Source organism: Thioalkalivibrio sp. ALMg9 (genome assembly GCF_000380625.1).
In the GTDB taxonomy this organism is placed as follows: Bacteria; Pseudomonadota; Gammaproteobacteria; order Ectothiorhodospirales; family Ectothiorhodospiraceae; genus Thioalkalivibrio; species Thioalkalivibrio versutus.
Window position 1 is genome coordinate 234,860 of the sequence record NZ_AQYC01000006.1, and the last position, 12,658, is coordinate 247,517.

The 12,658-nt window shown below is 66.4% G+C and carries 16 protein-coding genes; 5 read left to right on the plus strand and 11 right to left on the minus strand.

Translation table 11 applies throughout. From position 1 onward, the window contains the following. Positions 1 to 86: 86 nt before the first annotated feature. The 3 genes from speE to F792_RS0103230 all read left to right on the plus strand — a co-directional run bounded on the left by speE (position 87) and on the right by F792_RS0103230 (position 1,743). Positions 87 to 938 (plus strand): polyamine aminopropyltransferase, encoded by an 852-nt coding sequence (gene speE, locus F792_RS0103220; RefSeq protein WP_018168343.1) that lies wholly within the window; start codon positions 87 to 89, stop codon positions 936 to 938. A gap of 293 nt (positions 939 to 1,231) precedes the next feature. After that, positions 1,232 to 1,459 carry a ParD-like family protein gene (locus F792_RS0103225; RefSeq protein WP_018144627.1) on the plus strand — a complete coding sequence of 76 codons (228 nt, stop codon included), beginning with the start codon at positions 1,232 to 1,234 and terminating at the stop codon, positions 1,457 to 1,459. Continuing rightward, positions 1,459 to 1,743 (plus strand): type II toxin-antitoxin system RelE/ParE family toxin, encoded by a 285-nt coding sequence (locus F792_RS0103230; RefSeq protein ID WP_018168344.1) that lies wholly within the window; start codon positions 1,459 to 1,461, stop codon positions 1,741 to 1,743. The genes F792_RS0103225 and F792_RS0103230 overlap by 1 nt, the downstream gene beginning before the upstream one ends. Positions 1,744 to 1,881: 138 nt before the next feature. On the opposite strand, the gene fetB is transcribed toward F792_RS0103230, so the two are convergent. The 6 genes from fetB to folB form a co-directional block, all read right to left on the minus strand. Then, on the minus strand, positions 1,882 to 2,688 hold the full coding sequence (gene fetB / locus F792_RS0103235; protein ID WP_018168345.1) for an iron export ABC transporter permease subunit FetB: 807 nt from the start codon (positions 2,686 to 2,688) through the stop codon (positions 1,882 to 1,884). After that, on the minus strand, positions 2,679 to 3,299 hold the full coding sequence (locus tag F792_RS0103240; protein WP_018168346.1) for an ATP-binding cassette domain-containing protein: 621 nt from the start codon (positions 3,297 to 3,299) through the stop codon (positions 2,679 to 2,681). The genes fetB and F792_RS0103240 overlap by 10 nt, the downstream gene beginning before the upstream one ends. 313 nt (positions 3,300 to 3,612) lie before the next feature. After that, the gene (locus F792_RS0103245) at positions 3,613 to 4,866 is read right to left on the minus strand and encodes an ammonium transporter (protein ID WP_018144631.1); all 1,254 of its coding nucleotides are present in this window, start codon (positions 4,864 to 4,866) and stop codon (positions 3,613 to 3,615) included. Between the two features lie 34 nt (positions 4,867 to 4,900). Then, a complete protein-coding gene (locus F792_RS0103250; protein ID WP_012981610.1) occupies positions 4,901 to 5,239 on the minus strand; it encodes a P-II family nitrogen regulator in 339 nt (112 codons plus the stop codon). A 68-nt stretch (positions 5,240 to 5,307) separates the two neighbouring features. Then, positions 5,308 to 6,021, minus strand: a complete 714-nt coding sequence (locus F792_RS0103255; RefSeq protein ID WP_026305888.1) for a TorF family putative porin — start codon at positions 6,019 to 6,021, stop codon at positions 5,308 to 5,310. A 280-nt stretch (positions 6,022 to 6,301) separates the two neighbouring features. After that, positions 6,302 to 6,667: a dihydroneopterin aldolase gene (gene folB, locus F792_RS0103260; protein ID WP_018168348.1), complete on the minus strand. Its 366-nt coding sequence runs from the start codon at positions 6,665 to 6,667 to the stop codon at positions 6,302 to 6,304. A 73-nt stretch (positions 6,668 to 6,740) separates the two neighbouring features. On the opposite strand from folB, the gene F792_RS0103265 reads away from it, so the two are divergent. Together F792_RS0103265 and F792_RS0103270 are read left to right on the plus strand one after the other, a co-directional pair. Further along, positions 6,741 to 7,766, plus strand: a complete 1,026-nt coding sequence (locus tag F792_RS0103265) for an amidoligase family protein (RefSeq protein WP_018168349.1) — start codon at positions 6,741 to 6,743, stop codon at positions 7,764 to 7,766. Positions 7,767 to 7,815: 49 nt separating this feature from the next. Further along, positions 7,816 to 8,583 (plus strand): gamma-glutamyl-gamma-aminobutyrate hydrolase family protein, encoded by a 768-nt coding sequence (locus F792_RS0103270; protein ID WP_018168350.1) that lies wholly within the window; start codon positions 7,816 to 7,818, stop codon positions 8,581 to 8,583. Between the two features lie 39 nt (positions 8,584 to 8,622). Here the strand turns inward: F792_RS0103270 and msrA are convergent, their stop codons facing one another. The 5 genes from msrA to F792_RS0103295 are packed head-to-tail and all read right to left on the minus strand — an operon-like array spanning position 8,623 to position 12,641. Then, positions 8,623 to 9,255, minus strand: coding sequence for a peptide-methionine (S)-S-oxide reductase MsrA (gene msrA, locus F792_RS0103275; protein WP_018168351.1), 633 nt, complete (start codon positions 9,253 to 9,255; stop codon positions 8,623 to 8,625). A gap of 11 nt (positions 9,256 to 9,266) precedes the next feature. Beyond that, entirely contained in the window at positions 9,267 to 10,427 is a 1,161-nt protein-coding gene (locus F792_RS0103280) for a PQQ-dependent sugar dehydrogenase (protein WP_018168352.1), read from the minus strand. A 42-nt stretch (positions 10,428 to 10,469) separates the two neighbouring features. After that, positions 10,470 to 11,297, minus strand: a complete 828-nt coding sequence (locus F792_RS0103285) for a DNA-formamidopyrimidine glycosylase family protein (RefSeq protein ID WP_018168353.1) — start codon at positions 11,295 to 11,297, stop codon at positions 10,470 to 10,472. 10 nt (positions 11,298 to 11,307) lie between these two features. Next, positions 11,308 to 12,285 (minus strand): lysophospholipid acyltransferase family protein, encoded by a 978-nt coding sequence (locus tag F792_RS0103290; RefSeq protein ID WP_018168354.1) that lies wholly within the window; start codon positions 12,283 to 12,285, stop codon positions 11,308 to 11,310. Continuing rightward, complete coding sequence (locus F792_RS0103295; protein ID WP_018168355.1) at positions 12,282 to 12,641, minus strand: tetratricopeptide repeat protein; 360 nt, start codon at positions 12,639 to 12,641, stop codon at positions 12,282 to 12,284. The genes F792_RS0103290 and F792_RS0103295 overlap by 4 nt, the downstream gene beginning before the upstream one ends. Between the last annotated feature and the right edge of the window lie 17 nt (positions 12,642 to 12,658).

The following is a 12,658-nucleotide window of genomic DNA, read 5'->3' on the forward strand; positions in this document are numbered from 1 at the left end:
GGAGGTTCAGAGTTGCCCGCAGGATACAGGGCACTATCATAGCGGCGCATCATACCGTCCACCGCATCCGCAAGGGGAGCCGCCCAATGGCACTCGACAACAACTGGTTCAGCGAACCGCACGAAAACATGGCGCTGTCCCTGCGCATCAAGCAGAAGCTGCACGAAGAACAGACCCCGTACCAGAAGATCGAGATCTACGAGACCGAGGCCTTCGGCAACCTGATGGTGATCGACGGCTGCGTGATGCTCACCGGGCGCGACAACTTCATCTACCACGAGATGATGTCGCACCCGGTGCTCTACTCGCACAGCGCCCCGAAGAACGTGGTCATTATTGGCGGCGGCGACTGCGGCACCCTGCGCGAAGTGCTCAAGCACGACGAAGTGCAAAAGGCCGTGCAGGTAGATATCGACGAGCGCGTCACCCGCTTGGCCGAGCAGTACTTCCCGGAGCTGTGCGACGCCAACGACGACCCGCGCGCCGAGCTCCTGTTCGACGACGGCGTGCAGTACCTGCAGGACGCCACACCCGGCTCCGTCGACGTGATCATCGTCGACTCCACCGATCCGGTGGGCCCGGCCGAAGGCCTGTTCTCCACCGCCTTCTACAAGGACTGCGTAAAGGCCCTGGGCCCGGACGGCCTGCTGGTACAGCAAAGCGAATCGCCGCTATTGCATACCGAGAGCATCATCCGCCCGATGCACGACAGCCTGCGCGCGGCCGGCTTCATCGATGCATTGACGATGCACTTCCCACAACCCACCTACCCCTCCGGCTGGTGGACCTGCACCATCGCGGCGAAGGACGCCCCGGTATCCTTCCTGCGCGAGGAAGCAGCCGAGGAGGCGACGTTTGTCACCCACTACTACAACGCCGCCATCCACCGCGCCGCCGGGGCCACGCCCGAGTTCTTCCGCCGCAAGCTGTTCGCCTGATCCCGGGCAGCCCCCTGGCGCGGCCCTCCAGGAACCAGTCATTGCGAGGCCCCGCCAGGGGCCGTGGCACAAAAGCGCGAAGCGCGTTGAACGGCCGCAGGCCGGCCCAAAGGGCGAGCGCAGCGAATAACCTCCCGACGCAACCCCGACGTTTGCCCGGGCCGGCGCTGGGGCGCCCACGCAGATCGCCACGTCGCTGCGCTCCTCGCGATGACGGTGCTTGCTGGCCCCGTCATTGCGAACCATGCAGGGCCGCGCTAATCTGACTACATTTGTAGTAGAGGAGGCACGCCATGAGTTTGCCCGTCCGCATTGATGAGACGCTGTATCAGCAGGCCCGGGCCCACGCCAAGGCCGAGCACCGGACCATCGCCGGTCAGATCGAGTTCTGGGCCGAAGTGGGGCGCACCGCCATGGACAACCCGGACCTGCCCATCGACTTCGTCTGCGAGCTGCTGATCGCTCGCGCCGAGGGCCGGGAACTCGCCACCCCGTTCACCCCCGAGGGCAAACGCGACTAATGGCCGCGGACGTGGAGGTGCTTCAAAGCACTCGCTTCCGGCGTGCCTACAAGCGCCTCCATCCCGCCCAGAAAACCGACGTGGACGAAGCGGTTGCCGAGATCGTCCGCAACCCCGAGATCGGCACCAGCAAGAAAGGCGATCTGGCCGGGGTCATGGTCTACAAGTTCAAGTCGCGCGAGCAACTGATGCTGCTCGCCTACGACTACGACCCCACCACCCGCCTCCTGCTACTGCTGGGCACACACGAAAACTTCTACCGAGATTTGAAACGCGGCTCGTAGGGTCTGCACGCGCAGGGGGTCGCGAAACACACGCCATGTGATGCGGTTCGCTGCGCTCAGCGCATCCTACGAGGGCTCGGCCGCGCGTCGCAGGGCGCATTGAGCGAATGCGAAATGCACCGTTCGTGGTGGATATGGCTACGTGTGGCGGCCCGGCTTGAGGCGGTCGAGGCGCAGGCGTTCGCGGGTGTCGAACAGGCGGCGGGAGGCGAACCAGACCGCGCCGAGGGTGCCGAAGCCGGTGCCGGCAGTGATCAGGAACATGATCAGGATCTGGTACTTGACCGCCTCCACCGGCGGGGCACCGGCGAGGATCTGGCCCGTCATCATGCCCGGCAGGCTGACGATACCGGCCGCGGCCATGGCATTGATGGTCGGCATCAGGCCGGAACGGGCGGCCTCGCGGCGCATGGTGGCGACGGCCTCGCTCCAGCCCGAGCCCAGCGCCAGGCGGGCCTCGATGGTGCGGCGCTCGCGCCAGACCGTCTGGGTCAGGCGGTCCAGCCCCAGCGCGATGCCGGTCATGGTGTTGCCTAGCAGCATCCCCAGCAGCGGGATGGCGTACTGCGGCTCCCACCAGGGCGAGGGTCCCACCATCGTGGTCAGCGCGAGCACGGTGACGGCAAAGGCCGAAACGAACATGGTGACCGCACCGATCCCGTAGCCCCACAACCCGGCAAAACGGCGCTGCTGACGCGCCATCACCTCGTAGCCCGCGATCGACACCATGACCAGCGCCATCAGCGCCACCCAGCCCAGGTGCGCGTGGTCGAACAGCGTCTGCAGCACCAAGCCGATTAGCAGCAGCTGGATCACGGTGCGCGCCCCGGCGATCAGCAGGCTGCGCCCCAGCCCCATGCGCGCCCAGATGGTCAGGCCAGCCAGGGCGACAACCAGCAGCGCCGCCAGCGTCAGATCCAGTGCGGAAAGCGAGATCAGGTCCATGCGTTGGCCTCCAACTGGCCATCGCGGATGGTCAGGATGCGCCCGCCCAGACGCTGGCGCTGCAGCGTGTCATGACTGACCCATAGTGCCGCCGCCTCTTCTTCGGCCAAGTACGCCCGCACCGCGCGCTCGATGCGCTTGGTGTTCTCCAGGTCCAGGTTGGCGGTGGGCTCGTCCAGCAGCAGGACACGGGGCCGGTTCAGCAGCGCGCGCACCAGACCCAGGCGCTGTTTTTCGCCGCTGGAGAGACGCTCGACCTCCCACCCCAGCGAGGCCTCGGGCAACGCGACCTGTTCCAGCAGGTGCAGGGCCGCCTCGCGCGAGAAATCGGCGGGCAGGTGTTCGTCCACGCGCTCGCCCCACCAGGCGGTCTCGGCCGGCACATAGGCCACGCGCCGGCGCCACTGGACCGGCAGCATGGCGTCGCGCGCCTCGCCGTTCAGCATCACCTCCCCCGTGCTGGGGTCGAGATCCGCCAGAGCGCGCAACAGCAGGGACTTGCCGGCACCCGAGGCGCCGGTGACCTGCACCAGTTCGCCCGGCTGAACCGCCAGATCCAGCGGGCCCAGCTGTGGCGTTTGCAGTTGTCGGACGTCCAGCAGGCGATCCATGCGACAGGGTTCCGGTGCGGCAAAAGCGGGATCGTAACCGAAGCCGGGGTACGGGGATGAATGGCCGGACCGGGAGACGCTGCTTGAGGGAGAGGCTCGGAACCGGGATCGGGTTGCAGCGGGATGTTACCTGCAAGTCCGGCGCGGGTAGCCCCGTTCGGCCCGCATACCGAACAAAAAAAGGCGCCCGGTAAAGGGGCGCCGAAAGGCCAACATCCAAGTCCTGGGAGACTGTCTTGTCGGCGTCGGAGGAGACGATGTGTCGGGATCGCGCCGGGTTACGGCCCGACCCCGGTTTCAGGTTAACGAGGCTTTATTGCTTCCCGGTGAACTCCGGGTAGGCCTCGAGACCGCACTCGGCGATATCGGCGCCCATGGCCTCGTCCTCTTCGCTCAGGCGGATGCCCATCACCGCCTTGAGGATCGCCCAGACGATCAGGCTGGCCACGAAGACGAAAACGAAGATGGCGAGCAGGCCCACGATCTGCCCGAAGAAGGTCGCATCCGGGTTCGACAGCAGGACCGCCATCACGCCCCAGATACCGGCCGTCCCGTGCGCGGAGATCGCACCAACCGGGTCGTCGATCTTCAGCTTGTCGAGGGCGACGATCGAGAACACCACGATCACACCACCCACGGCACCGATGATCATCGCCAGGACCGGGCTGGGCATCAGCGGCTCGGCAGTGATGGACACCAGCCCCGCAACCGCTCCGTTCAGCGCCATGGTCAGGTCGGCCTTGCCGAAGATCAGACGGGTGGTGATCAGCGCGGCAACCACACCCCCGGCCGCGGCCAGGTTGGTGTTGGCGAACACGGCGGCCACGGCATTGGCGGACTCGATGTCCGACACCTTCAGCTCGGACCCGCCATTAAAGCCGAACCAACCCAGCCACAGGATCAGCACACCCAGCGTGGCCAGCGGCATGTTGGAACCCGGAATGGCGTTGATCTTGCCATCCGCGCCGTACTTGCCCTTGCGCGCCCCGAGGAGCAACACACCGGCCAGCGCCGCAGCGGCACCCGTGAAGTGGACGATGCCGGAACCGGCGTAGTCCAGGTAGCCGATCTGGTCGAGGATACCGCCACCCCAGCTCCAGAAGCCCTGGATCGGGTAGATGAAGCCCGTCAGCACGACCGCAAAGGCCAGGAAGGCCCACAGTTTCATGCGCTCGGCCACGGCACCCGAGACGATGGACATCGCGGTGGCGACGAACACGACCTGGAAGAAGAAGTCGGCACGATCCGAGTAGTAGATGTCGCCACCGCTACCCAGCACGTCCGCGACTGCGTTGTCGCCGCTGATCAGGAAGCCCAGCCCCGGGATAATGGAGCTGAGACCATCGCTGTACATGATGTTGTAGCCGATCAGCATGTACATGATGCTGGCGATCGAATACAGGGCGATATTCTTGGTTGCGATTTCGGCCACACTCTTGGTGCGCACCATACCGGCCTCGAGCATGGTGAAGCCCGCGGCCATCCACATCACCAGTGCACCGGCCACCAGAAAGTAAAAGGTGTCCATCGCATAGGCGAGTTCGACAACTTGCTGTTCAATTTCCATGATTGAAATTCCTCATTCGCTGGAAGGCAAAGGTTTAAAGCGCTTCCGGTCCGGTTTCGCCCGTGCGAATGCGCACGACCTGCTCCACCGGCGTAATAAAGATCTTGCCGTCGCCGATTTTGCCCGTGCTGGCGGACTTTGAAATGGCCTCGACGACCTGGTCGACCAGGTTTTCGTCAACGGCCACTTCAAGCTTCACCTTGGGCAGAAAATCGACTACATACTCGGCACCGCGATACAACTCGGTATGACCGCGCTGGCGACCAAAACCCTTCACTTCGGTCATGGTCATGCCCTGCACGCCGATCTCCGAGATCGCCTCGCGAACATCATCAAGCTTGAACGGCTTGATCACGGCGGTAATCATCTTCATGTCAGACTCCTGTGGGCGGGTCCGCTGATCCACGGACCCGCCTTTGCATTAAGAGGTAATAGCCGGCTTCAGAACGTCTTGGACCAGCCCACCCAGGCGCCCAGGTCCTCGTCGGATTCGTCGACATACTCGAGGTTAAGGCTGAACTCGCCCCAGTCCCCGGCGTCGCGCGCCAGGCTGGCGGTGTAATGGGTGTAGTTTTCGGCATCGGAATCGTCGAAGCTGGTACGACCCACGAGGAACCCGGCGCTGTAGACATCCATGAACGGGATATCCAGACCGGCGTAGAAGTACATGTCGTCATCCTGCAAGGCCGAGTCATCACTGTCGTGAACAACATAGGCCATACCGCCGTAGAGACCGACGGTGCCAGTATCAAAGCTGACTTCCCCGTAGATCTCGCCAAAGTCGGCGCTCAGGGAGCCGGTGTCATCACGGGCATCGGGGTAGGCATAGTAGATGTAGCCAACGTCGTATCCGAACCCGCTGGCGAACTCGTCGGCGAATCCGGCATAGAGATCGAGCTCGTAGCTGGTGTCATCACCAAAATCGACGTTCGACAGCCAGGTTCCGGCGTAAAACCCGGAGGCATGCTCGTAATCAATGCCGCCCTGAATGGCCGCACCGTCATCGCTTTCGGAAAAGCCCCTGAAGTAGTAGTTGGACACCGCACCAATGTTCACGGACAGCTCCGCGGCGGCGGTGGAGGTAAACGCGATGCCACCGGTGGAGCCTACGGTGAGGACAGCAGCGGCCAGCGCGGAACGGGTGAACTTCTTCATGTTGGTCATCTCCCAGATTGGTCAATCGAGTGTCGCGTAGTCGACACCCGGTCCTTGCACGGGCTGTGCCAAGTACCAAAAGGGAGCAAAATCGGCTTTTCACAACACGTGTTGCGGCCGAACCACGAGGTTTTGCCTCTGGATGGTGCGCACTAAAAGTGCACACGCACCAAAAGCGTGCAATCAACAAAAAGTGTGAACACGGTCCGGTCCCCGCACGGGGCAGACGCGGAACAAGAGGCAGGAAAGCGGGCCGGAAGGGCCCGTAGGAGAAGAGGGGCTAGTCGGCCGTCGCGAGGGTGCCGCGCTCGATCTCGATGCCGACCTCGCGTACACCGGGAACGGCCCCGGGCTTGCCCAGCTTGATGCGCACCCAGGGGGTGCCGAACTGGGCCATCAGGGCCTCGGAGATCTCTTCGGCCAGGGATTCCAGCAGCGCGTGCGGCTCGCGCGTGACGATGGCCCGCACCGCGTTGGCCACCGCCTCGTAATCGACGGTATCGCCGATCTCGCCGGAATAGGCGGCGATGCGGGTATCCGCCGCCAGTTCGATGTCGAATCGCAGGCGGCGCTGGATCCGCTGTTCCCAGTCGTAGACACCGACAACGGCATCGATTTCGAGGTCGCGCAGATAGATTCGATCCATGGGCTCGGCGGGCTCCTGTAGGTCGGCGCCTATCCTACTGCCCGGGCCGCACGAGGTACACCGAGCCGTTATCATGGAGCTCTCCTTGCACGGCTTCGAGACACGCATGAGCGAGCCCTTCCACGACCTCCCGTGGCCCGACAGCCCCGAGGGCGAACCGCGTCGCATCGGGGTAGAGATCGAGATGGCCGGGGTCTCGCTGGAGATTATGGCCGAAGCAGTAAAGGCCGAATTCGGAGGGCAGATCGAACCGGACAATGCGTTCGTCGCCCGCGTGCGCGATACCGACGTCGGCGACTTCCAGCTGGAACTGGACGCCCGGGTGCTGAAGGACCGGGCCTACCGCGAGCATCTCGCGCGCCTCGGCATCTCGCTGGACGACTCCGACAAGGCGGCGCTGGATCGCTGGCTGGCCGACGCCGCCGGCCGCCTGGTGCCGCATGAAATCGTGGCCCCGCCGATCCCGGTGGCCGACCTGCCCCGCCTCGACCGGGTACGCGCGGCCCTGCAAGAGGCCGGCGCCCAGGGCACCGAACGGTCGTTTCTGTACGCCTTCGGGTTGCAGATCAATATCGAGATCCACCGCACCGATGCCGAGTGGCTGCTGGCGATCCTGCGCAGCTTCCTGCTGATGGCCGAGGCCCTCACCGCGGCCGGCGCAATCGACCTGGCACGGCGACTGTCGCCCTACATTCGGGCATTTCCCGGGCCCTTTGTACGCCACATGCTGGACCCGGACTTCCAACCCGATCAGGCCGGCCTGATCGATGCCTACCTGGCACACAGCCCGACGCGCAACCGACCACTGGACCTGTTGCCCTTGTTTGCCCACCTGGACCCGGAACGGGTCAACGCCGCACCGGTGGAACACGACTTGATCAAACCGCGCCCGGCCTTCCATTACCGCCTGCCGAACTGCGAGATCGACGACCCGGACTGGAGCCTGGCGCGACCGTTCAATGGCTGGGTCGAGGTGGAACGTCTGGCGGCGGATCCGGAACGCCTGGAGCGCCTGTCGCGGGAATACCTGGACCGCCCCGGCCAGGCCCTCGGCCGCTGGGCCGACGACTGGAGCCAGCGCCTCCGTGACTGGTTCTGACTCGGCTCCCAATGCAACCAGCCGGGTCACGCCCCAAGCCCGTCGCCCGGTGATCGCGATCACCGGGCCGGACCAGGGCGGGGGTCCGGCCTGGCTGTTCACCGCCCTGGCGGTGTGGCGCGCGGGAGGCCGCCCTTTGCGGTTGCGCCCGGGAAAGCCGCGCGGCCGTTGCCCGTTCGACGGACTGATCGTGGGCGGCGGGGCGGATGTCGACCCCGAGCTCTACGGCGAGACCCTGCCCGATGGGCCGGATGCGGCCGCCATCCGCCAGGCGGAGCGCCGCCTCTCGCAGCGCCTGATCGGCTATCTCTTCTACCCGGCCCTGTGGCTGCTGCGCCGGCTGTTCCAGTCGCACGGCGGCGTACTGGACGTCGACCGCGACCGCCTGGAGAAGGCCCTGATCCACCGCGCGCTGGACGATCATCGGCCGATCCTCGGCATCTGCCGCGGCATGCAGCTGGTCAACGTGGTGCGCGGCGGCACGCTGCAGCGCGATCTGGCCGAGTTCTACGTGGAAACACCACAGGCCCGCAGCCTGTTGCCGGTCAAGCCGGTGCAGCTGGAGCCGCGCAGCCACCTGGCCGACATCCTGGGCGACGCCACGCTGCACGTGAACGCCCTGCACAATCAGGCGGTGGATGGCCTGGGTCGCGGGCTAAGGGTCGCCGGCCGCGAGAGCAGCGGCGTGGTACAGGCGATCGAGGCCGACCGCGGGTGGTGCATCGGCGTGCAGTGGCACCCGGAATACCTGCCCCAGAAGCGTCGCCACCAGCGTCTGTTCCACGCCCTGGTTCGGGCCGCCGCCAATACCGGCTAAAACCCGATTCACCAAGAAGACACGAAGAAGGGCAGGCGCTCAGGCCGGGTACGGCACGGAGAGGCCGCCGAGGCCGCAGTAGCCGTGGGGGACCTTGGCCAGGTATTGCTGGTGATCCTCTTCGGCGAAATAGAACGCCGCCCCTTCGACGATCTCCGTGCTGATCGTTCCGCCCCGAGCCTTGTCCAGCGCGGCCTGGAAGCGTTGGCGGCTGGTCTCGGCGGCCGCCAGCTGGTCCGCATCGGTGGTGTAGATCGCGGAGCGGTACTGGGTACCGACGTCGTTGCCCTGGCGCATGCCCTGGGTCGGGTCGTGGCCTTCCCAGAAGGTGCGGAACAGCGCATCCAGGTCGACTCGCCGCGGATCGAATACCACACGCACCAGTTCGGTGTGCCCGGTCTGGCCGCTGCATACCTCGCGATAGGTCGGATTCGGGGTATAGCCGCCGCCGTAACCGACGCTGGTGGAGTACACCCCGTCCAGCTGCCAGAACAGTCGCTCGGCGCCCCAGAAGCAGCCCATGCCGAACTGGATCACCTGCATGCCCTCGGGGTACGGCGGTGCCAACGGGGTTCCCAGCACCATGTGGCGCCCGGGCACCGGCATCGGCTCCTCGCGCCCGGGCAAGGCCTGCTCGGGCGCAGGCATGCGCGGCTCGGAAAATGCGAACATCGGCGACTCCATCAGTCAGCCGGGGTGAGCCGGATCAGCTCCCCCGGGTTGTGGTCGGTAAGTACGTAGATTGCGCCTTCGTGCACGCGCACGTCGCGCACACGGCGATCCAGATCCGGCAGCACCTCGGACTCATTGACCAGGTCGCGCCCGTCGAAGGTCAGGCGGCGCAGCGTCTGGTGCACCAGTCCGCCGACCAGCAGGTCACCATCCCAGTCGGCAAAGGCCGGATCGCGCAGGATCGCCATGCCGGACGGGGCAATGGAAGGCGTCCAGTGATGCAGCGGTGATTCCATCCCCTCCTTCTCGGTCAGGCCCTCGCCCACCTGGCCGCCACGGTATTCCTCGCCGTGGGTAATGACCGGCCAGCCGTAATTCAGGCCAGGTTCGATGATGTTGACCTCGTCACCCCCGCGCGGGCCATGCTCGTTCTGCCAGAAGGTGCCGGTCTCGGGGTCCATTACCATGCCCTGCGGGTTGCGCACACCCCAGGCCCAGATCTCCGGGCGGGCGTCGGGTTCATCCACCAGCGGGTTGTCATCCGGCACCGAACCATCGTCATGCAGCCGGATGATGCTGCCGATATGGGTGGAGGTGTCCTGCGCATGATCGCGATCGCCGCGGTCACCCACGCTGATGTACACGTACCCGGCCTGGTCAAACACGATGCGGCTGCCGAAGTGGCGGCCGCCGCTGACACCCGGCTCGGCGGTGAACAGCGTCTCCACGTCCTGCAGCTCGCCATCCTGGAAGCGCCCACGCGCCAGGCGGGTCGTCAGTCCGCCCTCCACGCTCGCCGAGTAGGTGAAGTACAGCCAGCGGTTGTCGGCGAACTCCGGATGCAGGGCAAGATCCAGCAAACCGCCCTGGTTGCGCGCCTGCAGGTCGTCCGGCAACCCCGGGACCAGCGCGCCCCGCCCGTCGAAGGCCTCGGCGTCCTCGAACCAGCGCAGGGTGCCCGGGCGCTCGCTGATCAGTGCACCGCCTTCGGGCAGGAAGGCGATGGCCCAGGGGTGATTCAGTTCCTCGTGCAGCACGCTGACCTGCAGATCCTGCTGCCCGCCCTCCAGGCCCTCGGCCGAGACCCCGGAGGACCCGGTGCATGCCACCAGAAGGCCCACGGTCATGGGAACCACCGTTACACGTCCCAGGATATGTTTGCGCTTGCTCATGGCTCGCTCCTTGTTCGGTCCGATGTCCATTGGTACCTGTGTTCAGGCGGCGGGTTCCCTCGGCTGGCAGACAGGGCACCAGTACGTCGAGCGGCCGTGTTCGCCCAGCAGGGCATATTCGACCGGTGCGCCGCACTGCCGGCAGAGCTCGCCACGGCGGCCATAGACGTTCAGGAACGCCCCCTCCTCCGCGCGCTCGCGGGTGATGCGCGGACCCGGCTTCAAGTTGCGCCGCAGCAACCGCTCGGCATCGCGGTACAGCCCCGCCAGCACTCGCTGCGACACCTGCCCGAGAGGCCACAGCGGGTGACAGCCTTGCAGGAACAGCACCTCTGACTTGTAGATGTTTCCGATGCCCGCCGCCAGCGACTGATCCAGCAGCACATCCAGGATCGGGCGCGCCGGGTCCGCGACGGTCCGCACCCGCATGACCACGGCATCCAGGTCGATCGCCGGGTCCAGCAGATCAGGGCCGACACGGGCATCCAGACGCGGGACATCCGCCGCCCCCGCCGTGCGCGGGCGCCACTGCAGTTCGCGAGGGTGAAAGCAGACCAGTACCCGCTCCGGGAGGCTGAGGATGGCCCAGGCACTGGAGGCCGGCTTGTGCCAGGCGACACCCGGGGCGTACTGGTGCCAGGTCCCGTACATACCCAGGTGGGTGCGCAACTGCCACGGCCGGCCATCCGCAGCTGCAAGATCCAGCAACAAGTGCTTGCCCCGGGCCTGCACGGTCCCGGCGGTCATCGCGCCATGCTCGAGCAACGGATCGCCGCGCCGGGCGCGGGTCGCTACCGCAGTCAGCGTTGCGCCCTCCAGTACCGGCCGCAACGCGGCGGCCAGCTTGTGGATCGTGTCGCCCTCGGGCATGAGGGCGGGATCAGCGCTCGCGCGCGGGGTACAGGCGCGGCTCGCCCTCGGGCCGGGTGCGGAACAGGCGCATGGACCACAGGTACTGCGCCGGGGCCTGCTCGATGCCACGCTCGATGGCGGCGTTCATCTGCCGCGCATCGACGGCATCATCCCCCGAGGGATAGTCTTCCAGGGGCGGCCACAGGCGCATCACGTACTGGTCCGCCGCCGCGTCATACCAGGCGAAGCTGGGCAGGACCGCCGCCTTCGACATGCGCGCCAGGCGCGCCAGCGCGGTCAGCGTGGCCTTCTGAACACCGAAGAAATCCACGAATACCGCGCCCTCGGCGCCCAGGTCCTCGTCCGGCAGGTAATAGAAGAAGCGACCGCGCTTGAGCTGGCGAATGGCCGGGCGCAGGCCCTGGTCGCGGGCGAAGATATCGCCGGAATAGCGCGTGCGGCTGCGGTGGTTGATCCACTCCAGCACCGGGTTCTTCATCGGCTTGGCGAAGGACACGCCGTCGAACATCTGACTCATGCGCACGCCGCCGTAATCCAGCCCCAGGGAATGCGGCGCCAGGATGATCACTGGCGTCCCGCCGGAGCGCAGGCGCTCGTAGTGCTCCAGACCCTCGATGCGAATGCGGGCGGCGTGCTGGCCGGGCTTGCCGAACCACAGCAACCCGTAGTCCAGCGCCGTCTGCGCCTGGTAGCGGTAATAGGCCTCCAGGCGCTGGGCGCGCTCCGCGGCGGTCATCGCCGGGAAGCACAGCTCCAGGTTGCGCTCGACCACCGCCCGACTGCGCCCGGCCAGCCGGCGAATCAGCCGGCCCAGGCCGCCGGCGAGACCGCGCACGGCCGGTCGCGGCAGCTCCTGCAGCACCCAGGCCAGGCCCAGCAACAGCCAGCTGCCCCAGTAACGCGGGGCGAAGTGCGCGGCGGTCAGCGGGGCCTGGTAGGCACCAGCGTCCTCGCGCCGCCCGGTTTCGTCGTCGACAGCGCTCATGCGCCCCCGGTACCGTCGGCGGGCCCGTCCGTGGCGGCCTGCTGCTTGCGGGCGCGCTTGGCGTAGACCTCCATCTCCTTCGCGGCCTGCAGATCACCCTTCTCGGTGGCCACGCGGATACCGCGCTCGCAGGTGGACAGGGCCGACTCGGGGCGCTCCAGCTCCACCAGCGTCTTCGCCAGCAGCTTCCAGGCCGCGGAATAACCGCCGTCCAGATCCAGCGCCCGCTGCAGATGGGGCACTGCGGCCTCCAGCTGGCCATCGGTCGCCAGGGCATTGCCCAGCGAGAAACGCAGCATGGCGGAATCCTGACCGCCGTCGAGCATATTCTGGAAGCGTTCGATCATGTCGCTCATGGGGTACCTCCCTCGGC